Genomic DNA, 22,954 nt, shown 5'->3' with positions numbered 1-22,954 from the left:
CTAGGCCTCGATCTTTGTAACGGTGATCTGCGGCTCGACGGCGTCGCCGGAGACGACGGGGTCGAGCTTGAGGGACAGGGTTTCGGTCTTGACCAGCTCTTCATTGGCGCGAAGCGCGTCAACAACGTCGTGGACAGCCAGCACGGTGGTGTGGATGCGGTCGCTGACGTTGAGTCCAGCGTCCTTGCGGGCCTGCTGGATGGCACGGACCATGTCGCGCGCCAGGCCTTCGGCAGCAAGTTCCGGGGTGACCTCGGTGTTCAGGACCACGAAGCCACCACCGGGGAGGACAGCCACGGCCGCGGAGGATCCGTCAGCAGATTCCGCGACGACGGTTTCCAGCGTGTACTCCAGCGGTTCCAGTTCAAGGCCGCCTGCCGTGACCACTCCTGCATCGGAAACCGACCAGTCGCCCGACTTGGAGCCTTTGATGGCCTGCTGGACGTTCTTGCCCAGGCGTGGACCTGCCGCGCGGGCATTGACCACGAGTTTCTGCTCGATGCCGAATTCCTCCGGCGACGCCGTAGCGGCGTCCAGGAGCCGGACGGAACGCAGGTTCAGTTCATCCGCGACGACGGCGGCGAAGCCCTCCAGCGCATCCGCACCGGGTGCCACCACCGTGAGTTCCCGCAGCGGCAGGCGAACGCGGAGGTTGGCGGCCTTGCGCAGGCTGGAACCGGCGGAGCAGATCTGCTGGACGCGGTCCATGGCTTCCACGAGATCCGGGTTTGCGGGGAACAGCGCGGCCTCGGGCCAATCCGCCAAGTGCACGGAGCGGCCGCCGGTCAAGCCCCGCCAGATCTCCTCGGAAACCAGGGGAAGCAGCGATGCAGAGACGCGGCAGACGGCTTCGAGCGCCGTGTAGAGGGCGTCAAAAGCGTCGGCGTTCTCGTCGAAGAAGCGCTGGCGGCTGCGGCGCACGTACCAGTTGGTGAGCATGTCCAGGTAGCTGCGAAGTTCATCGCAGGCGCCGGAAATGTCGTATTCGTCCAGGCTGGAGGTGATGTTGCGGACGAGGTCGCCGGTGTTTGCCAGCAAGTACTGGTCCAGAGTGTCGGTGTAACCGTCGTAGCGCAGTTTGGCGTCGTAGCCGGCGCCACCATGGGAGGCGTTCGTGTACAGAGTGAAGAAGCTGTACACGTTCCATAGCGGCAGGATGACCTGGCGGACGCCGTCGCGGATTCCCTGCTCGGTGACCACGAGGTTGCCGCCGCGCAGGATGGGGCTGGACATCAGGAACCAGCGCATGGCGTCGGAGCCGTCGCGGTCCAGGACCTCGGAGACGTCCGGGTAGTTGCGCAGGCTCTTGGACATCTTCTGCCCGTCCGAGCCCAGGACGATGCCATGGCTGATCACGTTGCGGAAAGCGGGCCGGTCGAAGAGTGCCGTGGACAGGATGTGCAGCATGTAGAACCAGCCGCGCGTCTGCCCGATGTACTCGACGATGAAGTCTGCAGGGTTGTGGGTCTCGAACCATTCTTCGTTCTGGAACGGATAGTGCACCTGGCCGTAGGGCATGGAGCCGGAATCGAACCAGACGTCGAGGACGTCCTCGACGCGGCGCATGGTGGACTGACCCTCTTCCGGAGAGCGCGGATCGTCCGGGTTGGGCCTGGTGAGTTCGTCGATGAACGGGCGGTGCAAGTCAACTTGGCCGTCGTTGTTCACCGGCAGGCGCCCGAAATCGGCTTCCATCTCGGCGAGGGAGCCGTAGACGTCGGTGCGCGGGTACTCGGGGTCGTCGGACTGCCACACCGGGATGGGCGAGCCCCAGTAACGGTTGCGGCTGATGGACCAGTCGCGGGCGTTGGCCAACCATTTTCCGAACTGTCCGTCCTTGACGTTGCCAGGGATCCAGTTGATCTCCTGGTTCAGCTCGGACATCCGATCCTTGAACTTGGTGACCTCCACGTACCAGGAGGACACGGCACGGTAGATCAAGGGGTTGCGGCAGCGCCAGCAGTGCGGGTAGCTGTGCTCGTAGCTGGCCTGGCGAACCAAGCGTCCGCCGGAGCGGAGGGCCTGCGTGATGGGCTTGTTGGCATCGAAGACCTGCAGCCCGGAGATCTCGGCAAGGGGCCCGTGCGCGAACAGGTGGAGGAACTTGGCGCCCTCGTCAACGGAAAGCACCACGGGGATACCGGCGTCCTCACAGACTTTCTGGTCGTCTTCACCATAGGCCGGGGCCTGGTGGACGATGCCCGTACCGTCCGTGGTGGTGACGTAGTCCGCTACGAGGAACCGCCAGCCGTTCTGCGTACCGTACTTTTCGACGTCGGAGAAGTAATCCCAAAGCGGTTCGTATTCCAGGCCGGCCAACTGGGAGCCGGTGTAACTGGCGGTGATGGCGGCGGCCGCGGCAGCACCGTCGTCGTACCCGAGATCCTTGGCGTAGGTGCCGAGGAGATCGGCGGCCAGCAGGAAGCTGCCCGTCACCGGGGCCTCCGGGGAGGCGGCCTTGATGCCGTTCGGACCGGCCGGAACCACCGCGTAGGAGATGTCGGGCCCGACGGCGAGCGCCAGGTTGGTGGGCAGTGTCCAGGGGGTGGTGGTCCAGGCGAGCGCCTGCACACCCTCAAGGGACTTGGAGAGGTCCGACTCCCCGGCCTTGATGGGGAAAGTCACGGTGACGGTCTGGTCCTGGCGGTTTTTGTAGACATCGTCATCCATGCGCAGCTCATGGTTGGACAGCGGGGTCTCGTCCTTCCAGCAGTACGGCAGGACCCGGTAGCCGTTGTAGGTGAGGCCCTTCTCGTGGAGCTGTTTGAAGGCCCAGAGGACCGACTCCATGTATTCGACGTTGAGTGTCTTGTAGTCGTTGTCGAAGTCCACCCAGCGGGCCTGGCGCGTGACGTAGCTCTTCCACTCGTCCGCGTACTTCATGACGGAGGCGCGGCAGGCGTCGTTGAACTTGTCGATGCCCATGGCTTCGATCTGGGTCTTATCGGTCATGCCCAGTTGCTTCATGGCTTCGAGCTCAGCGGGAAGGCCGTGCGTATCCCAGCCGAAGCGTCGCTCGACGCGCTTGCCCCGCTGGGTCTGGTACCGGCCCACCAGGTCCTTGGCGTAACCGGTCAGGAGGTGGCCGTAGTGGGGCAGGCCGTTGGCGAAGGGAGGGCCGTCATAGAAGACGAACTCGTTGCTGCCAGGGTGCCCGCCGGGAAGATCAGCGCTGCGCTGGTCGATGCTGGCTTGGAAGGTGCCGTCTTCATCCCAGTACTTGAGGATGCGCTCTTCGATCTCCGGGAACTTCACGGAGGCGGACACTCCTGTTGCGGCGCCGGACAAAGCTGTGCCGGACAGTGCTGCGGAGGCCTTGGGGTAATACGTCATCTCTTCATCCTGGGTTGAGCCGGTGAACACAAAGTTTCATTCAGGATGCGAGGACGGCGCCAGGCCGTTGTTTCCAACAGCGCCGGTACCGCGGTACCACCTCACTTACCGCCGCTGGCACTGCTCCCTTTGAAGGGAGCTGTCCGGCGTTCGGCCGCTCATTGCTGCTGTGACGGGCTTACCCGTCCGGTTCTACTGACCCTTGGTGCCGGGGCGTTCTTCCGGAAGCTCACCGGTGATGTCCGGGTCGAAGCTTGTGCCACAAGTCTAGCGGCAGCGGAGCCGCGAGCTCCACTTGGGGCGTGGAGCGCGCGGCGCCTGGACGCCTCAGCCCTTGCGGATCAACTTGTGCGTTGCCGCTTGTGCCACCGGACGGACGATGATCTCGTCCAGGTTGATGTGGTGCGGCACGGAGACCGCGTACTTGACGACGTCGGCGACGTCCTCCGGCGTGAGCGGCTTCTCGACGCCGGCATACACCTTTGCTGCCGCAGTGGCATCGCCGAGGCGGTTGAGGGCGAATTCCTCCGTGCGGACGAGGCCGGGCGCCACCTCGATGACGCGGATGTTGTTCTCGGCTTCCTCCAGGCGCAGGGCGCCGGTCATGGCGTGTTGGGCGAACTTGGCCGCGTTGTATCCGCCGCCGCCCTCGTAGGCCGTGAATCCCGCGGTCGACGTCAGGTTCAGGACGGTGCCCTCGCCGTTGGCCCGCAGCATCGGGAGGAAGGCCCGGGTCAGCTTCAGGGTGCCGAGCACGTTGACTTGGTACATCCAGTCCCAGTCTTCGGTCTGAGCATTGGCCAGGGTGTCTGCGCCTCGTGCGCCGCCGGCAATATTGATGAGGGTGTCTGCTCCCCCGGCTTCGGTGACGGCGGAGAGCAAGGCGGCGACGTCGTCGTCGTCGGTGATATCCGCTGCGAACGGCACGGCGCCGGTCTCGGCGCCGAGGGCCGCGAGCCGTTCGGCTCGCCGGGCGACGGCGAACACGTTCCATCCATCTGCGGTGAGGGCCCGCACTGTGGCTTCGCCGATTCCTGTGCTGGCGCCGGTCACTACTGCGGTCTTCGTCTGTACTTCCTCAGTCATGGCACCACCCTAACGTGGTTCGCCGGGAGAAATCGCCCGGCCAAGGATGTGGGCGATCGGCGGGGACAGCGGGCCGGCAGAGAAGCCGAACCGCTCATTGTGCAGCACCTGGAAGCCGGCGGCGCCGATCGCCTGAAGGGTGTTGCGGTTGGGATGGCAGCCTCCGGCCATGTGCTGCCAGGCCGGAGTGAGCAGATCCTCGACGGCGGCGAGAATCCTACGGTCCGAGCGCACGTGCTCGTAGAATGCCAGGGTTCCGCCGGGGCGCAGCACGCGGCGGATTTCCGCCAACACCGCCGCCTGGTCGGCGACGCTGCAGAGGACAAGACTGACCACGACGGCGTCCGCCTCCCCGTCGGCCGCTGGAAGATTTTCGGCTGTTCCGGGAACAACCGTGACCGGCACAGCAGCAAGCCCTGCCTTAGCTCCGGCAAGCCCCCTGAGGTAATCATCAGGTTCAACCGCAAGGACGCTTTCCACGGTGGCCGGGTACAGTCCGAACGACGAGCCCTCGCCGGCGCCGACCTCAATGACGCGGCCACGCAGACCGGCCAGCAAGCTGCGCCGGTGCTCAGTTCCGCCGCGGAGGTTTATCGCCGGAACGGCCCGGGCGTAGGCCCGCGCGAAGCGCGGATGCGGCGGGGTCATTTGCCCGCCGCCCCGGCGCCAAGCAAGAACTCCAGGAGCACGCGGGCGTGGTTGACATCGGGGTCCCGGGCTCCGTAAAGCAGGGTCAGGCGCTTCTTGCCGGCCGCCAACTCCAGCAACTGGCCAACGGCAGGATTCTGTTCCAGCTCGGCCTCATACTGCTTCTTGAAGTCCGCAAAGCGCTCCTGCATGTGCGCAAATTCCGTTCGCAGCGGGGGCGATGGCGCGATTTCCTTCAGCCAGAGATCCAAACGGGCGCGTTCCTTGGATACCCCTCGCGGCCAGAGCCGGTCCACCAAAACCCGGTAGCCGTCGTCGTCGGCTGCTTCGTCATAGATGCGCTTGATCGCCAAAACGTCCCTGAGTTCCGTCATGGGCCGCATGCTACTGCACGTCCCCGTGCCGCGGAACAATGGGGGCCATGAAACAATTGGCCCATGGCTGAATCAACGCAGGGTACAGACACGCCCGCCACCGCCCCCATCAACGTTCCCGACAAGCCGGCCCTTGAAGGCCTTGAGGCTGCCCTGACGCAGCGCTGGCTGGACGAAGGAACCTACAAGTTCAACCCGGACACCACCCGGGAGCAGGTCTACTCGATCGACACTCCCCCGCCTACCGCCTCGGGTTCGCTCCACGTGGGCCACATGTTCTCGTTCACGCAGACGGATGTCCAGGCCCGCTACATGCGCATGACCGGCAAGAACGTGTTCTACCCGATGGGTTGGGACGACAACGGCCTGCCCACCGAGCGCCGCGTCCAGAACTACTACGGCGTCCGCTGCGATCCCGCCATTCCGTACAACGCCGGCTACCGCCCGCCGGCGGAGCCCGCAAAGAACCAGCGGGACTTCGACGTCGTCTCCCGGCAGAACTTCATCGAACTCTGCGAGGAACTCGCCGTGGAGGACGAGAAGGTCTTCGAGAACCTGTTCCAGACCCTTGGCTTGTCCGTGGACTGGGACCTCACGTACCGCACCATCGATGACACTTCCCGTGCGGTGTCCCAGCGCGCCTTCCTCGCGAACCTGAACGCCGGCGACGCCTACATGGCCGAGGCTCCCACGTTGTGGGACGTGACGTTCCGCACCGCCGTCGCGCAGGCCGAGCTGGAAGACCGCGAAGTTGCCGGCGCGTACTACCGCTACCCCTTCTTCACCGCCGACGGCGAGAAGATCTACGTCGAGACCACGCGCCCGGAACTGCTCGCGGCGTGCGCGGCCCTGGTGGCAAACCCCGACGACGAGCGCTACCAGCCGCTGTTCGGCAAGACCGTGACGTCTCCCCTGTTCGACGTCGAACTGGAGGTCAAGGCGCACCCGCTTGCCAAGGCGGACAAAGGCTCAGGCATCGCCATGGTCTGCACCTTCGGCGACCTGACGGACGTCACCTGGTGGCGCGAGCTGCAGTTGCCCACGCGGGCGATTGTGGGCCGCGACGGCCGCATCATCGCGGAGACTCCGGAATGGATCACCACCGACGCCGGCCGCGAAGCCTATGCCGCGATCGCCGGAAAGACTGTGTTCGGCGCAAAGGAAGCCGTGGTGGAACTTCTCACGGCTGCCGATCTGCTGGACGGCGAGCCTAAGAAGATCACTCACCCGGTGAACTTCTTCGAAAAGGGCGACAAGCCTCTCGAAGTTGTCACGTCGCGCCAATGGTATATCCGCAACGGCGGCCGGGACGAGGACCGCCGCGAACGGTTGATCGCACGCGGACACGAGATCGAGTTCCACCCGTCCTTCATGCGCTCCCGCTACGAGAACTGGATCTCCGGATTGAACGGCGACTGGCTCGTGTCACGCCAGCGCTTCTTCGGCGTGCCGATCCCCGTCTGGTACCCGCTTGATGCCCAGGGCAACCCGGACTACGCGAACCCGATCCTCCCGTCCGACGAGTCCTTGCCCGTGGACCCAGCGGCAGACGCGGCTCCCGGCTTCGACGAGTCCCGGCGCGAGCAGCCCAACGGCTTCATCGGTGACGCGGACGTCCTGGATACCTGGGCCACGTCCTCCCTGACACCGCAGATCGTGGGCGGCTGGAGCCGTGACGAGGAACTGTTCGGCAAGGTCTACCCCTTCGACCTCCGTCCCCAAGGCCACGACATCATCCGCACTTGGCTCTTTTCCTCGGCTGTGCGGGCAGATGCCCTGCAGAACAGCGCGCCGTGGAAGCACGCCGCCATCTCGGGCTGGATCCTGGATCCGGACCGCAAGAAGATGTCCAAGTCCAAGGGCAACGTGGTGGTTCCGACCGACGTCCTCAACGAATTCGGTTCCGACGCCGTCCGTTACTGGGCTGCCTCGGCCAAGCTTGGCGCGGACACCGCCTACGAAATCGCCCAGATGAAGATCGGCCGTCGCCTGGCCATCAAGCTGCTCAACGCCTCCAAGTTCGTGCTGAACCTAGGCGCAACCGAGAACTCGGTTGTCGGCGCGGACCTGTCCGTCCTGGGCAACCCCCTGGACCGTGCGCTGCTGGCACAGCTGGCCGACGTCGTGGCTCAGTCCACCAAAGCGTTCGACAACTACGACTACGCGCGCGCCCTCCAGATCACGGAATCGTTCTTTTGGCAGTTCACTGACGATTATGTTGAGCTCATCAAGGACCGCGCTTACGGTGCTGCCGGTGAGACGGAGCAGGCCTCCGTCCTTGCAGCCCTCGCCACCACGCTGGATTCACTCTTGCGCCTGTTCGCGCCGTTCCTGCCCTTCGCCACCGAAGAAGTCTGGAGCTGGTGGCGCACAGGCTCGGTGCACCGCGCGGCGTGGCCTGCGGCCCTGGAAATCGTCGACGGCGACACCACCATGCTGGGCACCGTTGGCATTGCGCTGAGTGGCATCCGCAAGGCCAAGTCAGAGGCCAAGGTCAAGCAGCGCACCGAAGTTCTCTCCGCCACGATCACCGCGGGAGAATCCTTTGTTGCGCAGCTGGAAGCCGGACTGGGAGATTTGAAGGCCGCAGCCAACGCACAGGAGATTTCGCTGGTAGCCGCTGACGGCGAACTCACGGTGAGCGACGTGGTCCTGGCACCTGCCGAGGAGCCCGCGCAGGCCTAGTTTCGAAGAGCCCGGGAGTTTCCGGGCCTTGTCCGTGAGTTTTCGGGCAAAGGGGAAGCCCCATCAGCGTTTAGCCGTTGGTGGGGCTTCGACTTTTCGGCTGCCTGGTGACGTCTCGACAGTCTGGCGGAATCCTCGGACTTTCAGGTCTTCCTACCTCGTCACTGGTAGCTTGCATCCAACTTTGCCGAAGGCTGCGTCAGATACATATCACTGAATCTTTGGTTTCCGTGTCCCTCTTCTTTCGAAGTGGGTAAGTTCTATTCTTGACCCGCGCTCCAGCCAGCACAAGCCCTCTTCAGGAACTACTTCCATGTAATTCCTGGCGTTCGTGACTGGCCTCCGGGGTTCTGGCAGGTGGGTGCTTTGTGGGACAGTGTTGCTATGCCAGAACTTCCCGAAGTGGCCGGACTAGCCGCCTTCCTGGGCAGGAATCTTCTCGGTGCCGAATTGACGAAGATCCAGATCACCTCCTTTGCAGTGCTCAAGACCGCCGATCCACCGTATTCGTCCCTGGAGGGTCGGAAAGTCCTCGGGGTGGAGCGCTTCGGCAAGTTCATCAGTCTCGACGCTGACGGGACCCATTTCATTTTCCACCTCGCCAAGGCCGGATGGTTGCGCTACACCGAACAGCCGTCGCAGGCCCATCTACGGATGGGCGGCAGCAATATTGCCGCCAGGCTCAGCTTCACCAAGACCGATGGCTCAACGCACGTCGGCGTGGATCTGACGGAGGCGGGCACGAAGAAAAGCCTGGCCGTGTACGTGGTGCGAAGCCCCATGGACGTCCCGGGTATTGCAACCCTGGGTCCGGACCCCCTGAGCCCTGAATTCACCGCCGAAACCTTGACCGGGATCCTGGCCACAAGCTCACACCAGGTCAAAGGACTGCTCCGCAGCCAGAGCGTCATCGCGGGCATCGGGAACGCCTACAGCGACGAGATCCTCCACGCCGCCAGAATTTCACCGTTCGCGATCGCCAAGTCGCTGGACAGGAATACCACCCAGGTCCTTTATGAGGCCATCGAAAGCGTCCTGGGTGCGGCTGTCGCCGCCGCAACCGGGAAAGCCTCCAACGAGCTCAAGGACGCGAAGCGGAGCACCATGAGGGTGCATGGCAGGGCGGGCCAGCCATGCCCGGTGTGCGGGACCACGATCCGTGAGGTGTCCTTTGCCGACACCGCGTTGCAGTATTGCCCGACCTGCCAAACGAACGGAAAGATCCTGGCGGACCGTAGAACGTCGCGCTTCCTGAAATAGCCAGGCCAGGGTTCGCCCAACCGCGCTTAGCTCAACCGCGAGCCGCTCAACCGCGATCCGTTCAACCGCGAGCCGGAGTCCTGCCTAGTTGAATTCGGGGCTTTCGGTGCGGCTGCGCTTGAGCTCGAAGAAGTGCGGGTAGCCGGCCAACGTGACCGTGGCATCCCAGATTCGGCCGGCTTCTTCGCCTCGGGGAATACGGGTCAGAACGGGTCCGAAGAATGCAGTCCCATTCACCGCAACCACCGGGGTCCCCACGTCCTGGCCCACCAAGGAAATACCGGATTCGTGGCTGGCACGCAGCTGGACGTCGTATTCCTCGGAATCGGCAAAGCGGGCCAACTCGGCGGGCAGGCCGGTTTCAGCCAGGGCCTTGGAGATGACCTCGGCGAAGTCCTTGATGCCATCGTGGTGGATGAGGGAACCCATCGCGTCGTACAGCGGCTTGATGTACTCGTCTCCGTGCAGCTCGCGGGCGGCAATGATGACCCGGACCGGTCCCCAGCCAAGCTCCATCTTCTCGGCGTACTCTGCCGGAAGTTCGCGGCCCTCGTTAAGCACGGAAAGGCTCATGACGTTCCAGGTGGTCTCGATGCCACGGACGTCTTCCACTTCGCCAATCCAGCGGGATGTCACCCAGGCGAAAGGGCACATGGGGTCGAACCAGAAATCAACCTTGTTTGCGATCTGCTCGGGCATAGGGAACTCCTCGGATAGAACGTACAGGGGCGCGGCTAGCCGGAAGAATGCGCGTCCGGCACCAGCTATGCCAACCCCGGGCTAGGCGGACTTATTCCGCCGCTTCGCCACGACCTCGTGCGCGATCATGGTGGGCTGGCCCTTCTTGTTGACGGCGTCGGCGGTGATAACAACGCTGGCGATGTCGTCACGGCTGGGCAAGTCGAACATAACCGGCAGCAGCACTTCCTCCATGATGGCGCGCAGGCCACGGGCTCCGGTGCCACGTTCTAGGGCCTGGTCGGCAATCGAGTCCAGGGCGTCGTCGTCGAACAAGAGCTCTACGCCGTCCAGCTGGAACATCTTCTGGTACTGCTTGACCAGCGCGTTCTTGGGCTTGGAGAGAATCTGGATAAGCGCCGAGCGGTCAAGGTTGGACACGGTGGTGATCACAGGCAGGCGTCCGATGAATTCAGGAATCAGCCCAAATTTGAGCAGGTCCTCCGGCATCACCTCGCCGTAGCTGTCCACGTTGTCCTTGACCTCGTTGAGCGGGGCCCCGAATCCAATGCCCTTGCGGCCGGACCGCGATCCGATGATGTCCTCGAGTCCGGCAAAGGCGCCGGCCACAATGAACAGCACATTGGTGGTGTCGATCTGGATGAATTCCTGATGCGGGTGCTTACGGCCACCCTGCGGTGGAACCGAGGCCACCGTCCCTTCGAGAATCTTCAGGAGTGCCTGCTGTACGCCTTCACCGGAGACGTCGCGTGTGATGGACGGGTTCTCGCTCTTACGCGAAATCTTGTCGATCTCGTCGATGTAGATGATGCCCTGTTCGGCTTTCTTGACGTCGTAATCAGCCGCTTGGATGAGCTTAAGCAGGATGTTTTCTACGTCCTCGCCCACGTATCCGGCTTCAGTCAAGGCGGTGGCGTCAGCGACGGCGAAAGGAACGTTCAAGCGGCGGGCGAGCGTCTGTGCCAGGTAGGTCTTGCCGCAACCGGTGGGGCCAATGAGCAGGATATTGGACTTGGCGATCTCCACGTCCTCGTGGTGTCCGCCTTCGCCCAGTCCCGTCTTCGGCGCGTGACCCGCCTGGATGCGCTTGTAGTGGTTGTAGACCGCGACGGCGAGGGAGCGTTTCGCAGGCTCCTGGCCAATGACGTACTCCTGGAGGAAATCGAAAATTTCCCGCGGCTTGGGCAACTCAAAGCTGCCCAGATCCGACACTTCGGCGAGCTCCTCTTCGATGATCTCATTGCAGAGTTCGATGCACTCGTCGCAGATGTACACGCCGGGCCCGGCAATCAGCTTCCGCACCTGCTTCTGGCTCTTTCCGCAGAAAGAACACTTCAGCAGATCCGTGCTCTCGCCAATCCGAGCCATGTGGGAATCCCTTCGTTTCATGCGGGTGGTGCAGCCCCGTACCTATCCGCCAAGTTCGCAAGATCGCAGCGGGGGCGCCACCATGACAACTTCCACTGTAGGACACAATGGGCTGCTTGGGTTGAAACAGAACGCCGATGCGGTCCATATTTCCTGAACCGCACCGGCGTCGAATTTTGGCCAGTTACCTGGCGATTGCCTGGGGCTTGATTTTGCGGGAATCAAGCACCTGGTCGATCAATCCATAGTTCATCGCTTCTGCGGCGGTGAGGATCTTGTCGCGCTCGATGTCATTGTTGACCTGTTCCGGCGTCCGGCCTGAGTGCTTGGCCAGCGTGTCCTCGAGCCAGGAGCGCATGCGCATGACTTCTGCGGCCTGGATCTCGAGGTCCGAGGCCTGCCCGCCCTGGCCGCCGGACAGCGACGGCTGGTGGATCAGTACCCGGGCGTTCGGCAGTGCGAGACGCTTCCCGGCAGTACCTGCCGCGAGCAGCACGGCAGCGGCACTGGCCGCCTGTCCCAGGCAAACAGTCTGGATCTCCGGCCGAATGTACGTCATGGTGTCGTAGATGGCCGTCATGGCCGTGAACGAGCCACCTGGGGAGTTGATGTACAACGTGATGTCGCGGTCCGGGTCCGTGGACTCGAGTACCAGCAGCTGGGCCATGATGTCGTCGGCGGAAGCGTCGTCAACCTGCACGCCGAGGAAGATGATGCGGTCCTCGAAGAGCTTCGTGTACGGGTCCTGGCGCTTGAAGCCATAGGGCGTGCGCTCTTCGAACTGCGGGAGGACATACCGGCTGGACGGGAGATTACCGGCAGACCATCCAAAGTTGTAGTTCATGTTTATTGCTCCTGATCTGAATGTTTCTTGGTGCCGGTTAGTTCTCTGAGTTCGAGGCGTTGGCCGTTCCGCCACCGCCGGCAACCGAGCCTGCGTGGGCGGCGATCTTGTCGAAGAAGCCGTACTCGAGAGCGTCGACGGCCGTGAACCACTTGTCGCGATCGTTGTCCTTGAGGATGGTATCGACAGTCTGTCCGGTCTGTTCCGCAGTGAGCTCAGCCATGACCTTCTTCATGTGCAGAATCAATTCGGCCTGGATCTTGATGTCCGACGCCGTGCCACCGATGCCGCCGGAAGGCTGGTGCATCAGGATGCGGGCGTTGGGCGTGGCGTAACGCTTGCCCTTGGTGCCCGAGGAAAGAAGGAACTGGCCCATGGAGGCCGCCAGTCCGGTGGCAACGGTGACGACGTCATTAGGGATGAACTGCATGGTGTCGTAAATGGCCATGCCGGCAGTCACGGAACCACCAGGTGAGTTGATGTACAGGTAGATGTCCTTCTCCGGGTCTTCAGCCGAGAGCAGGAGGAGCTGGGAGCAGATCGCGTTGGCGTTCTCGTCACGGACTTCGGATCCGAGCCAGATGATGCGCTCTTTCAGCAGGCGGTTGTAGATGTAGTTGTCCTGCGCCGCTGGATCGACGGTTGCCATCCTGGGGGCCTCTGCGTGCTGTGACATAAGTACTTACCTCTCGCTGGTGACAGGGCCATTGCTGAACTTGCCATCCCTGATCTTCACTACTTGGACACTAACTGTTTTCGATGGCGATTTGTTCTCCCAAATCCCGCTGTTCGCTGACGGCGCACGATTGCGGACGTGCGGCTTTTCGGCGCCGGCACGGCTTAACGCGGCTTAAACCAAGCCGCCCCCGGATCAGGTGATCCGAGGGCGGCGAGAGGTGAAACTAGAACTTCACTGCAGCAGGGTCATCGCTCGGGACGACAGCTGCTTCTTCAGCTTCTTCGACATCCGCGGTCTCTTCGCCAGCGGGGCGCACGAAGTCGCTCAGGTCAACTTTGTTGCCTTCGGAGTCGACAACCTCGGCCTGGCCGAGGACAACTGCGAGGGCCTTGCGGCGGCGGACCTCGGAAACCATCATGGGAACCTGGCCGCTCTGATCGATGATCTGGGCGAACTGGTTCGGGTCCATGCCGTACTGGCTTGCCGTGGTGACGATGTAGTCGATCAGCTCGTTCTGGCTGACGCTCACTTCTTCCTTGTCGGCAATGGCATCAAGGATGATCTCGTTCTGGAAGGCCCGGGCGGTGTTCGCCTTGACCTCGGCGCGGTGTTCCTCGGTGTCGTGATCGCCTTCACCGTGGGCGTTCTCCGGGTTGAAGTGAGCTTCGAGCTGCTCCTCAACAACCGAGTCCGGAACCGGAACCTCGATCAGCTCGACGAGCTTGTCCAGGACCTTGTCGCGGGCTTCGACGCCCTGGCCGACCACCTTGGACTCAGCGGCCTGCTTGGCGAGGTCTTCGCGCAGCTCAGCGAGGGTGTCGAACTCGGATGCCAGCTGGGCGAAGTCGTCGTTTGCCTCGGGAAGCTCGCGCTCCTTGACGGTCTTGACAACAGCCTTGACCTGGGCAGCCTCGCCGGCGTGCTCGCCGCCAACCAGCGTGGTGTCGAAGATTGCCTCTTCGTCGGCAGACAGGCCGGTGACGGCCTCGTCGAGGCCTTCGAGCATGGTGCCGGCGCCAACCTGGTAGGACAGCCCGGTAGCGGAATCGATCTCGGCGCCGTCGATCGTGGCGGTGATGTCGATGGTCAGGAAGTCGCCATCGGCAGCCGGACGGTCAACCGGCTTCAGCGTGCCGAAGCGGCCGCGGAGTTCATCCAGGGCCTTGTCGACGTCCGCGTCGGAGGACTCCGCTGCAGCGACCTCCACCTTGATGCCGGCGTAGTCGGGCAGTTCAACCTCGGGCCGGACATCGATCTCAACCTGGAACTTCAGCTCACCGTCGGTCGAGGACGGGTCCGGAACCTCGGTAATCTCAACCTCGGGACGGCTCAGCGGGCGGAGGCCAGCTTCCTGGACGGCAGCCTGGTACCAGCCATTGAGGCCATCGTTGATGGCGGTCTCCAAGACGTAGCCACGGCCAACGCGCTGGTCAACCAGCTTGGAGGGAACCTTGCCCTTGCGGAACCCGGGAACCTGGATCTGCGAAGCAACGGTCTTGTAAGCGGCATCGATGCTCGGCTTCAGTTCCTCAAAGGGAACCTCAACGTTGAGCTTGACCCGCGTGGCGGTGAGGTTCTCGACAGCGCTCTTCACAGTCTAAGTACTCCTGGTTTTGTGGGATGGGGTTCTGGCGCGCCCCGGATCGGGACAGGCACACAGAGTCGGGGTGACAGGATTTGAACCTGCGACTTCCTGCTCCCAAAGCAGGCGCTCTAGCCAAGCTGAGCTACACCCCGTGAATGCACAGGACAGTCTACGGGCATAGCGCCGGAGAATGCACATTTGACACTTGGCCCCTGAATTAGGTTTAGTTATATCCGGCTTCAACAGCCGCCGGAAAGATGCGCGGAACACCTCCAAGGGTGCAGGCAGTCTTACCCGGGGACGTAGCTTAATGGTAAAGCCTCAGTCTTCCAAACTGATTACGCGGGTTCGATTCCCGTCGTCCCCTCCAAAAACGAAGGGCCCCTCGCTGAGGGGCCCTTCGTGTTTAAGCGTTGCGTGATTGCCCCAGCCAGGGGTAGATGCTAGTCCTGGCAGCCGGGACACCAATAGAGCTTGCGCGCACCGATCTCAGCCATCGCCACTGCTTCGCCGCATCGCCGGCACGGCTGGCCTTGGCGCTTGTAGACAAAGTGGGCCTCGCCGTCGAGCGCTCCTGCGTCCCCGCCGTTCCACCAAGCCGGAGGAGTCGTAACAATCCGCCCGTCACGGACGCCGTCGTTCATGGCCGCCACTGTGTCATCCCACAGAAGCCCGGCGGTTTCGTCGTCCAAGGCACCCCCCGTAGTCCACGGATCAACGGCCTGCCGGAACAGCACCTCAGCACGATAGATGTTTCCGATTCCGGCCACAACGGACTGGTCCATCAGGAGGAGCCCTACGGCCGTTTTGCGCCGCCGGATCCGTCGAATGAACTCGTCACGGTCCCCTGAAAGGTTATGAAGGGGATCGGGACCAAGCCGCGCAAGGACAGTCGCCGCCTCGGCCTCGGTGATCGCCGCACACGTGGTGGCGCCGCGCAGGTCTGCCCAGCCGTTCCGTGAGACGAGGCGCACCCGGACGGCCCCCACCGGCTCGGGCGGTCCCGCATAGCTGCCTGTGAGGCTCCCTGCATCCTGCTCGGCGTCTTGCGAGAAGGTCTCACGCTCGCCGATACGCCGAGGCGCCCCGATGCTCGAGGCCCCGCGGAAGGATTCGTCGCCGCCAAAGTTCCAGGCACCATAGAGACCCAGATGGACATGAAGGATCACTCCGCGGTCGAAACGGAGGAAGAGCTGCTTACCGTGTGCCGTCGCCTCCTGCAGCTTGCGTCCGTCCAGAAGCGCGGCACCCGCGGTGAAACGGCCTTGCGGGCTGGAAACGTCCAGGACTTGACCCGCAAAGACATCCTGGAACTGACGTGCCAGGCGGTGAATCGAATGCCCTTCAGGCACTATGCAACGATTTCGCCGGTGTTTTCATAGGTGGCGATTTTTCCGATCCGGCGCACATGGCGTTCGTCGTTGCTGAACGGTTCCTGCAAGAAGGCCTCGATCAGTTCGGTGGCTTCCTCGACTGTGTGCTGCCGACCGCCTACGGCGATCACGTTGGCGTCGTTGTGCTCGCGGGCAAGTTTCGCCGTGGAAAGATTCCAAGCCAGCGCGGCCCTGACACCCTTGACCTTGTTTGCGGCAATTTGTTCACCGTTGCCGGATCCGCCAAGGACAATGCCCAATGCGTGGACGCCGGCGGTCTGGTCTGCGACAACGGCAGCGGCCGCGTTGATGCAGAACGAAGGGTAGTCGTCAAGGGCGTCGTACACCTTGGGGCCGTGGTCAACCACGTCGTAGCCTTTGGCAGTCAAGTGGCTCACCAGGTGGGCGCTGAGCTCCATGCCAGCGTGGTCCGTAGCGATGTGGACGCGGGGTGTGGTCACAGGAAGTCCATTCAGTCTGGCGCGCGAACGCGGCAAGGCCGGGCGCGGCGGTGAGGGATGCGGTTACTAGGTTACTAGGATCGGGCCGTTGCCCACCTCTTAAGACGAAGCCGGTGAAGACGAAGCCCGCTGACGCGGCGAACCTCAGGCGCTCAGGGAGCAGGAGGCTGCTCCCCGCGCTGGGCACGGGCCGCGACGCGGTTCAGGATTCCAGCGAGCCGGTCCGCCGTCGCTGAGGTCCCGGCGCTGAAAGCCACCCTGCGGCCACTGACCTGGCGAACGACGACGGCGGGTCCGCTACTCACGAGGATGGCCGTGGCTCCTCCGTGGTGCCGGAGTCCCCAGCCGCCAAAGTCGGCGGCCCTGACTTCTTGTGCGGCAGCTCCGGCGATGTCCACGGCGGGCACGGTCAAGACCTTCAGGACTCCGGCCACAAACACCTGCACTCCTCCGCGGTCAGCGCGCACCCGGACGAAGAGGAAACACGCTCCTATGGCCGCGGTTGCCGCGAGCAATGCCCCCAGCCACGGAACCGCAATCGCGATCAACATGGCAGGAAATAGAGTGGCCACGCAGATCATCACGAACACCGAGCTTCTCGCGTGAACCCAGAGCAACATGGAGTCCTCCGCCAGACCGGAGTCTTCCTTCAGGGTTACTTCGGCTTCGAGGGCGGCGTCGTCTTCCGGTGTCCAGCGCGGGTCAGGCTTGAAAGCCATCATCATGACCACGCCCAAGGGCAAGGCCGCACCGGCACCCAGCGCGAGGACTGTGGCGTCAACGTGCGAGTTGCGCGCATCGGTGAGGCCCGTTTGTCCCACGAGTCCGGCGGCCAGCACCGCAGTGATGAAGAGCGTCACCATGAGACCCAAGCCCATCATGAACCGGCGCATGATCACTGGCCTGGCGAGCGGAACAGCTTGGACGAAGACCAACCATCCGGTCAGGACCATGAGGCCGGTTCCGCCGGACACGTAGGCGGCGAACGGCGCAAAGCTGCTGCCGCCGTCGGGGTTCCACGCAATGGCAACGGGCTCAGGAAGGTTGTTGCGCAACATGAGTGCGCACACAGCAAATGCGGCGGCGAGCAGCAGCGGAAATGCCACCGCAAAGCGGAGTGCCCGGAGGTCCAACGAGTCGCGCATCTTTCCCATGATCCAACGCTACCCCCGGCCAGCGACACTGTGATCCAGCGTCCTTGCCAAGCCGGGATCAAATGGAAGAATGACTTCACAGCGCCGGCATTGGCTGAAGTCAGCCGGCTTTCTGCAACCCATTCTTGGAGGCACCACCTTGCCAGGCCTGAACCTGACGCGCGAAGAAGCGGCACAGCGCGCAGAATTGCTCACCGTGACTTCGTATGACGTCACCCTCGACTTGACGAAGGGCGCCACGGTCTTCGGCTCCACCACGGTGGTGAAGTTCTCCGCCGTCGAGGGTGCCACGAGCTTTATCGACGCGATCACGGAAACCGTGCACAGCGTGACGCTGAACGGCACCGAGCTGGATCCCGCGGTGGTGTCCGACGGCGTCCGCATCCAACTGCCGGAGCTCGCCGCGGAGAACGAGCTCACGGTAGTTGCCGACGCCCCCTACATGAACACCGGTGAGGGCCTGCACCGCTTTGTGGATCCGGTGGACAACGAGGTCTACCTGTACACCCAATTCGAAGTGCCCGATTCCCGTCGCATGTTCGCCGTGTTCGAGCAGCCGGACCTGAAGGCGGCATTTACGTTCACGGTGACTGCCCCTTCGCACTGGGATCTCATCTCCAACTCCCCCACTCCCGTCCCGGTGGAAACCACTCCCGGGGACGGCGGCGCTGCCCGCTCGGTCTGGCGCTTCGCCCCCACCCCCCGCATTTCTTCCTACGTCACAGCCCTGATCGCGGGACCATACCAAGCGGTTCGCAGCCAGGTCACCAGCTCCGACAGCCGGGTCATCCCCCTGGGTGTCTTTGCCCGCAAGTCCCTCATGCAGTATCTGGACGCCGACAACATCTTCGAACTGACCCGCCAGGGCTTTGAGTTCTTCGAGGCCCAGTTCGGCTTCCCGTATCCCTTCGAGAAGTACGACCAACTGTTCGTTCCCGAGTTCAACGCCGGCGCCATGGAAAACGCAGGCGCCGTGACGATCCTCGAGGGCTACGTCTTCCGTGGCAAGGTCACGGGCGCCCAAATCGAACGCCGTGCCATCACCGTGCTGCACGAGCTGGCGCACATGTGGTTCGGCGACCTCGTCACGATGCGCTGGTGGAACGACCTCTGGCTCAACGAGTCCTTTGCCGAGTACATGTCCCACCTGGCCGCGGTCGAAAACACCGAATTCGACCGGGCCTGGACCACCTTCGCCTCCGTGGAGAAATCGTGGGCATACCGCCAGGACCAACTTCCCACCACCCACCCGATTTTCGCCGAGATCAATGATCTCCAGGATGTCGAGGTCAACTTCGACGGCATCACGTATGCCAAGGGAGCTTCCGTCCTGCGGCAGTTGGTTGCCTGGGTGGGACCGGAACAATTCATGGCCGGCGTCCGCGAGTATTTCCAGAAGCATGCTTGGCAGAACACCGAACTGGTAGACCTCATGAAGGAACTCGAAGCTGCCAGTGGCCGCGACTTGGACCAGTGGGGCAAGCTCTGGCTCGAGACCGCCGGCGTCAACACGCTCGCCCCCGAGCTCGAGGCCGACGCGGACGGCACCATCACTTCGTTTTCGATCCTACAGACAGCCATCGACGAACAGCCCACCCTGCGTCCGCACCGCCTCGCGGTTGGCTTCTACAACCTCTCAGCCGCCGGCAAGCTCGAACGCACCCACAGGGAGGAGCTCGACGTCGACGGCGCCCGGACCGATGTCCCCGCCCTTGCCGGGCTGGCACGTCCGGACCTGGTCCTGCTCAACGACGATGACCTCGCCTACGCGAAGGTTCGTCTCGACCCCGCATCCTGGGCCACTGCAAAAGCCCACCTGAAGGACTTTGCCGGCAGCCTGCCCCGCACCCTCGTGTGGGGCTCCGCCTGGGATGCGGCCCGCGACGGCGAGACTCCGGCCCGCGGCTACGTCGAACTGATTCTGGCGAACATCGCGTCCGAGACCGATTCCTCCGTGATCCAGACCCAACTCCGCCAACTGGCCACCACGCTGACGTACTACGTCGCAGCAGAGCACAAGGATGCCGCCACAGTGGCCGCCGCGGACAAGCTGTGGGAACTGTCGTCCACCGTGACTGACGGATCGGACGCCCAGCTCCAGTTCGTGAAGTCCTTCGCTCTGCTTGCCGCCAGCAGCTCACAACTGGACACGGTCCAGGCGCTCCTGGACGGCAGCATGGTCCTGGATGGACTGACCGTTGACCAGGACTTGCGCTGGGAACTCCTCACCTCGCTGGTGGTGGGTGGCCGCCAGGGCCAGGACCGGATCGACGCCGAACTCGAGCGTGACCACACAGCCAACGGCCAGAACGCCGCCGCACTGGCGACGGCAGCCCTTCCCACTCCCGAGGCCAAGGCCACGGCGTGGAAGAAGATCGTTGTGACCGGCGAGCTTTCCAATGCCATCCAAAGCTCGGCCGTCGCCGGCTTCACGCGGGTGCTGGACACCTCCCTGCTGGAACCGTACGCGGAAAAGTACTTTGAGGCCGTCCCGGAAATTGTTGCCAACCGCACCCACGCGCTGGCCCAGCAGATCGTCGTCGGGCTTTACCCGGCGCAACTGACCACACAGGCCACGGTGGACCGCACGGACAAGTTCCTTGCTGAGCTGCCGGTGGACAGCAGCGCCCTGCGGCGCATGATGCTCGAAAACCGCGACGGCGTTGCCCGTGCCCTCAGGGCCCGCGCAGCGGACGCCTAAACACCATCCCAGGGCCCCGGTTCCGCATCCTGAAACCGGGGCCCCTTCGCATAACGGCGGCGGGTGCCGCCGTTAGACTTTCCGCATGAGCCTGGACGAACACCGTTACTCCCTCACCGTGCGCTGGAGCGGAAATCTGGGGAGCGGAACCTCCACTTACCGCGGCTATTCCCGGGACCACGACGTCGAGATCCCGGGGCTGCCCGTCCTGAAGGGATCCTCGGACCCGACGTTCCATGGCGACCGCAGCCGGTACAACCCCGAACAGTTGCTCCTCGCTGCCCTGTCCCAGTGCCACATGCTGTCTTTCCTGCATGTCGCGGTCAAACACGGCGTAGTAGTCACGGACTATGTGGACCATGCCGAGGGGATGATGCGCCTCAACCGTGATGGCAGTGGACAGTTCGAGAACGTCACCTTGAAGCCGCAGGTCACCGTTGCCGACCCCGCACATCTTTCCCTCATGGACGAATTGCACCATGAGGCCAACCAAGTGTGCTTCATCGCCCGGAGCGTCAACTTTCCCGTGCTGCATGAGCCGAGCACGACGGCGGCGGCTAGCTAGTCAGATGACAGGAACCCTGTTCCGCCAAGAATCAGGATGCGCATGCGGCCACGCTACGGCGATAGGGTTGACCGTGGACAGAGTGTTCAGCGCCCGGCAAAAAAGGGCCAGGCGAACAATTGGATCCCGTGAGGAGCATTCCCGCACATGAACGTCACCTCGTCGACCGACAACATCGTGGCCGATGCAGCCAAGATCGATTTCGCGTCAATCTTCGTAACGCTGGGCATTGGGTTGGTGCTCTGGGTTGTGGCCCGGTTCATCATTCTGCGTATTACCCGCAGCGTGGCAGAGGGCACCAGCTTCTTCAAGAAAGCGCATTTCAGGTGGGTCCAGCCTGCCTTCCGGGCGCTCGACCATGAACGGCGATCCCAGCGTGCGCACACCATTGGTTCACTGCTGACGAGTGTTCTCAGCGTGGGTGTGGTGGTCATCGTGATCATCTACGTGCTCAAGTTCCTCAACGTGGACATTGCGCCACTGCTGACGAGCGTAGGCATCCTGGGTGTGGCCATTGGCTTTGGCGCCCAACAGCTCATCCGCGATTTCCTGTCCGGCATTTTCATCACCATCGAGGACCAGTTCGGGATCGGCGATGTGATCGTGACTACCGAAGTGATCGGCACCGTTGAATCCGTGGGTCTCCGGATCACGAGGCTCCGGGCCGAAGACGGCGCGATCTGGTATCTGCGCAACGGTGAAATCCTGAGGGTGGGCAACCGCTCGCAGGGCGACTACGTGCCCGAGGAACCAGCCGTCCCGGACGACGTTCCGCCTGCACCCCCGGGTACTGCGCCTGCCGAAACCGCTGCATCCGGTGCGCCTCAATCTTCAAAGGAATCTCCCAAGATTCAAGAGCAGAAAGCCGGTGAGTGACATGAGCAGCCAGCCGGAATCCGCGGCACCGCAGCCGGCCGAGCGGCAGCAGTTGATGCAAAACGATCCCTTTAGCCAGCCTGCCTACACCGATAGCTTCTACGAGGCCATCGGTGGCCACGATACGTTCGTGAAACTCATCGACGTCTTTTACGACGGCGTCGCCGCAGATCCATTGCTCCGGCCGATGTACCCGGAGGAAGACCTCGCCCCGGCAAAGCGCCGGTTCCTCATGTTTCTCGAGCAGTACTGGGGCGGTCCAGGCACCTACAGCGAAGAACGCGGGCACCCCCGCCTGCGGATGCGGCACATGCCATTCCAGGTGACACCCGAAGCCAAGGACCGTTGGCTCTTCCACATGCGCGCGGCAGTGGATTCGCTCGACTTGTCTCCGCTGCACGAAGGTACGCTGTGGGATTACATGGAACGGGCTGCGCTCACAATGGTGAACAGCCCGTCGGTCCAGCAGCCCTGACCCGGTAGGCGACTCTGTTGGCTCGGGCGAAGTGCGTCCGGGTTCGCGTACGCGGGCTCAGCGGGCCTGGAAGCCCAGGCCCGATCCGGATCGTGCCAGGATGTGGCCCCGGCTTCCGCTGAGCCGGAACCAACGCCCGTTGCGGAAGAGGCGGTGCTCCCCGTCGCCAAGGAAACCGAGAGCCAAAGCCGCGAACGCCGCGCCTGTGGGCACGCCGCCGAGCCCGGGAATCTCCCGTCCCCACACCGCTGCCCTGGCATTGTTGACGATCAAAGCGCCAGGCTGATCCGGAACAATCCCGGCCACCTCCGCTATGCCGGCATTCGCCACCGCCCTGAGTTCGGCGTCGGGCACTGAACCGAGCGGCTCCCAGCCGCTGCGGGGCGCCCCGACTCCCGCCCACGACTCGGAAACGGTCGACGGCGGAATGGCCAGCTCGACGTCGTCGGCACCGGACCGCGCGAGGCGGTCCAGGACGGAGGACAGGGTCACGGTGACGTCCGCATGGGCGTCATCTGCCAAGGCGACGGTGCGCAGCCCGAGGATGGTGGGCGTCGATTCGCCCAGGAGACGCGGCCTCAGGACGCAGACATATGCGGCGAGTACGCGACCGGTTGCTTGAAGCCGAATCGCGCCGTCGTCGATGCTCTTGGCGCGCGTGACATAGGTGCGGAGATCCGCCAGATCGCGGGGATCGACGAAACGGAAGGACTGGGTCAGTACATCGGACACATCATCGACTCTACCGGCATGTCCTCGGTTGAGAGGGGTCGGTGCGGCGTCTAGAG

The 22,954-nt window shown here is 63.4% G+C and carries 19 protein-coding genes and 2 tRNA genes; 7 read left to right on the top strand and 14 right to left on the bottom strand.

Translation table 11 applies throughout. From position 1 onward, the window contains the following. The 4 genes from ileS to OOZ51_RS12585 all read right to left on the bottom strand — a co-directional run bounded on the left by ileS (nt 1) and on the right by OOZ51_RS12585 (nt 5,441). Nucleotides 1-3,333, bottom strand: a complete 3,333-nt coding sequence (gene ileS, locus OOZ51_RS12600) for an isoleucine--tRNA ligase (RefSeq protein WP_265979948.1) — start codon at nt 3,331-3,333, stop codon at nt 1-3. 327 nt (nt 3,334-3,660) lie between these two features. Continuing rightward, nucleotides 3,661-4,419 (bottom strand): SDR family oxidoreductase, encoded by a 759-nt coding sequence (locus tag OOZ51_RS12595; protein WP_265979947.1) that lies wholly within the window; start codon nt 4,417-4,419, stop codon nt 3,661-3,663. A 9-nt stretch (nt 4,420-4,428) separates the two neighbouring features. Beyond that, nucleotides 4,429-5,067, bottom strand: coding sequence for a class I SAM-dependent methyltransferase (locus OOZ51_RS12590; RefSeq protein WP_265979946.1), 639 nt, complete (start codon nt 5,065-5,067; stop codon nt 4,429-4,431). Further along, the gene (locus tag OOZ51_RS12585; RefSeq protein ID WP_265979944.1) at nt 5,064-5,441 is read right to left on the bottom strand and encodes a DUF488 domain-containing protein; all 378 of its coding nucleotides are present in this window, start codon (nt 5,439-5,441) and stop codon (nt 5,064-5,066) included. Before OOZ51_RS12585 ends, OOZ51_RS12590 begins: the two co-directional genes overlap by 4 nt. A 63-nt stretch (nt 5,442-5,504) precedes the next feature. On the opposite strand from OOZ51_RS12585, the gene valS reads away from it, so the two are divergent. Both valS and OOZ51_RS12575 read left to right on the top strand, forming a co-directional pair. Then, entirely contained in the window at nt 5,505-8,126 is a 2,622-nt protein-coding gene (gene valS / locus OOZ51_RS12580; protein ID WP_265979943.1) for a valine--tRNA ligase, read from the top strand. A gap of 384 nt (nt 8,127-8,510) precedes the next feature. Then, complete coding sequence (locus tag OOZ51_RS12575) at nt 8,511-9,386, top strand: Fpg/Nei family DNA glycosylase (RefSeq protein ID WP_265979942.1); 876 nt, start codon at nt 8,511-8,513, stop codon at nt 9,384-9,386. A gap of 84 nt (nt 9,387-9,470) precedes the next feature. Here OOZ51_RS12575 and OOZ51_RS12570 read toward each other — a convergent pair whose 3' ends face one another. The 6 genes from OOZ51_RS12570 to OOZ51_RS12545 all read right to left on the bottom strand — a co-directional run bounded on the left by OOZ51_RS12570 (nt 9,471) and on the right by OOZ51_RS12545 (nt 14,713). Beyond that, nucleotides 9,471-10,085, bottom strand: coding sequence for a mycothiol-dependent nitroreductase Rv2466c family protein (locus OOZ51_RS12570; RefSeq protein WP_265979941.1), 615 nt, complete (start codon nt 10,083-10,085; stop codon nt 9,471-9,473). A gap of 81 nt (nt 10,086-10,166) precedes the next feature. After that, on the bottom strand, nt 10,167-11,453 hold the full coding sequence (gene clpX / locus OOZ51_RS12565; RefSeq protein WP_265979940.1) for an ATP-dependent Clp protease ATP-binding subunit ClpX: 1,287 nt from the start codon (nt 11,451-11,453) through the stop codon (nt 10,167-10,169). A 184-nt stretch (nt 11,454-11,637) separates the two neighbouring features. Continuing rightward, nucleotides 11,638-12,297 carry an ATP-dependent Clp protease proteolytic subunit gene (locus OOZ51_RS12560; RefSeq protein WP_234749864.1) on the bottom strand — a complete coding sequence of 220 codons (660 nt, stop codon included), beginning with the start codon at nt 12,295-12,297 and terminating at the stop codon, nt 11,638-11,640. A gap of 37 nt (nt 12,298-12,334) precedes the next feature. Next, a complete protein-coding gene (locus OOZ51_RS12555) occupies nt 12,335-12,946 on the bottom strand; it encodes an ATP-dependent Clp protease proteolytic subunit (protein ID WP_234749995.1) in 612 nt (203 codons plus the stop codon). Nucleotides 12,947-13,199: 253 nt separating this feature from the next. Then, nucleotides 13,200-14,570, bottom strand: a complete 1,371-nt coding sequence (gene tig, locus OOZ51_RS12550; protein ID WP_265979939.1) for a trigger factor — start codon at nt 14,568-14,570, stop codon at nt 13,200-13,202. Between the two features lie 68 nt (nt 14,571-14,638). Further along, nucleotides 14,639-14,713: transfer RNA gene (locus OOZ51_RS12545), tRNA-Pro, on the bottom strand. Nucleotides 14,714-14,857: 144 nt separating this feature from the next. On the opposite strand from OOZ51_RS12545, the gene OOZ51_RS12540 reads away from it, so the two are divergent. Further along, nucleotides 14,858-14,931: transfer RNA gene (locus OOZ51_RS12540), tRNA-Gly, on the top strand. Nucleotides 14,932-15,004: 73 nt separating this feature from the next. Here OOZ51_RS12540 and OOZ51_RS12535 read toward each other — a convergent pair. The 3 genes from OOZ51_RS12535 to OOZ51_RS12525 form a co-directional block, all read right to left on the bottom strand. Continuing rightward, nucleotides 15,005-15,913: an Fpg/Nei family DNA glycosylase gene (locus tag OOZ51_RS12535; protein ID WP_265979938.1), complete on the bottom strand. Its 909-nt coding sequence runs from the start codon at nt 15,911-15,913 to the stop codon at nt 15,005-15,007. Next, nucleotides 15,913-16,395 (bottom strand): ribose-5-phosphate isomerase, encoded by a 483-nt coding sequence (locus tag OOZ51_RS12530; RefSeq protein ID WP_265979937.1) that lies wholly within the window; start codon nt 16,393-16,395, stop codon nt 15,913-15,915. The genes OOZ51_RS12535 and OOZ51_RS12530 overlap by 1 nt, the downstream gene beginning before the upstream one ends. 152 nt (nt 16,396-16,547) lie before the next feature. Beyond that, nucleotides 16,548-17,549, bottom strand: coding sequence for a hypothetical protein (locus OOZ51_RS12525; RefSeq protein WP_265979936.1), 1,002 nt, complete (start codon nt 17,547-17,549; stop codon nt 16,548-16,550). 139 nt (nt 17,550-17,688) lie between these two features. Here OOZ51_RS12525 and pepN point away from each other — a divergent pair, with 139 nt between their 5' ends. From pepN to OOZ51_RS12505, 4 genes are all read left to right on the top strand, one after another. Then, the gene (gene pepN / locus OOZ51_RS12520) at nt 17,689-20,250 is read left to right on the top strand and encodes an aminopeptidase N (protein ID WP_265980014.1); all 2,562 of its coding nucleotides are present in this window, start codon (nt 17,689-17,691) and stop codon (nt 20,248-20,250) included. 85 nt (nt 20,251-20,335) lie between these two features. Then, a complete protein-coding gene (locus OOZ51_RS12515; RefSeq protein WP_265979935.1) occupies nt 20,336-20,815 on the top strand; it encodes an OsmC family protein in 480 nt (159 codons plus the stop codon). Between the two features lie 147 nt (nt 20,816-20,962). Continuing rightward, nucleotides 20,963-21,691 carry a mechanosensitive ion channel family protein gene (locus OOZ51_RS12510; RefSeq protein WP_265979934.1) on the top strand — a complete coding sequence of 243 codons (729 nt, stop codon included), beginning with the start codon at nt 20,963-20,965 and terminating at the stop codon, nt 21,689-21,691. A gap of 1 nt (nt 21,692) precedes the next feature. After that, the gene (locus OOZ51_RS12505) at nt 21,693-22,166 is read left to right on the top strand and encodes a globin (RefSeq protein ID WP_323054747.1); all 474 of its coding nucleotides are present in this window, start codon (nt 21,693-21,695) and stop codon (nt 22,164-22,166) included. A 57-nt stretch (nt 22,167-22,223) separates the two neighbouring features. On the opposite strand, the gene OOZ51_RS12500 is transcribed toward OOZ51_RS12505, so the two are convergent. Then, nucleotides 22,224-22,898 (bottom strand): DUF8185 domain-containing protein, encoded by a 675-nt coding sequence (locus OOZ51_RS12500; protein ID WP_265979933.1) that lies wholly within the window; start codon nt 22,896-22,898, stop codon nt 22,224-22,226. Nucleotides 22,899-22,954 lie beyond the last annotated feature (56 nt).

This window comes from Arthrobacter rhizophilus (genome assembly GCF_026241105.1).
Lineage (GTDB): Bacteria > Actinomycetota > Actinomycetes > Actinomycetales > Micrococcaceae > Arthrobacter.
This window is presented reverse-complemented; position numbering and strand designations above follow the sequence as displayed.

What these genes read in the sequence shown, in the direction of transcription:
- ileS (WP_265979948.1), bottom strand. Translation starts at nt 3,333, where the DNA reads ATGACGTATTACCCCAAGGCCTCCGCAGCACTGTCCGGCACAGCTTTG.
- OOZ51_RS12510 (WP_265979934.1), top strand. Translation starts at nt 20,963, where the DNA reads ATGAACGTCACCTCGTCGACCGACAACATCGTGGCCGATGCAGCCAAG.
- OOZ51_RS12505 (WP_323054747.1), top strand. Translation starts at nt 21,693, where the DNA reads ATGAGCAGCCAGCCGGAATCCGCGGCACCGCAGCCGGCCGAGCGGCAG.
- clpX (WP_265979940.1), bottom strand. Translation starts at nt 11,453, where the DNA reads ATGGCTCGGATTGGCGAGAGCACGGATCTGCTGAAGTGTTCTTTCTGC.
- OOZ51_RS12525 (WP_265979936.1), bottom strand. Translation starts at nt 17,549, where the DNA reads ATGGGAAAGATGCGCGACTCGTTGGACCTCCGGGCACTCCGCTTTGCG.
- OOZ51_RS12570 (WP_265979941.1), bottom strand. Translation starts at nt 10,085, where the DNA reads ATGCCCGAGCAGATCGCAAACAAGGTTGATTTCTGGTTCGACCCCATG.
- OOZ51_RS12515 (WP_265979935.1), top strand. Translation starts at nt 20,336, where the DNA reads ATGAGCCTGGACGAACACCGTTACTCCCTCACCGTGCGCTGGAGCGGA.
- OOZ51_RS12555 (WP_234749995.1), bottom strand. Translation starts at nt 12,946, where the DNA reads ATGGCAACCGTCGATCCAGCGGCGCAGGACAACTACATCTACAACCGC.
- OOZ51_RS12595 (WP_265979947.1), bottom strand. Translation starts at nt 4,419, where the DNA reads ATGACTGAGGAAGTACAGACGAAGACCGCAGTAGTGACCGGCGCCAGC.
- OOZ51_RS12590 (WP_265979946.1), bottom strand. Translation starts at nt 5,067, where the DNA reads ATGACCCCGCCGCATCCGCGCTTCGCGCGGGCCTACGCCCGGGCCGTT.
- OOZ51_RS12560 (WP_234749864.1), bottom strand. Translation starts at nt 12,297, where the DNA reads ATGAACTACAACTTTGGATGGTCTGCCGGTAATCTCCCGTCCAGCCGG.
- OOZ51_RS12585 (WP_265979944.1), bottom strand. Translation starts at nt 5,441, where the DNA reads ATGACGGAACTCAGGGACGTTTTGGCGATCAAGCGCATCTATGACGAA.
- OOZ51_RS12575 (WP_265979942.1), top strand. Translation starts at nt 8,511, where the DNA reads ATGCCAGAACTTCCCGAAGTGGCCGGACTAGCCGCCTTCCTGGGCAGG.
- valS (WP_265979943.1), top strand. Translation starts at nt 5,505, where the DNA reads ATGGCTGAATCAACGCAGGGTACAGACACGCCCGCCACCGCCCCCATC.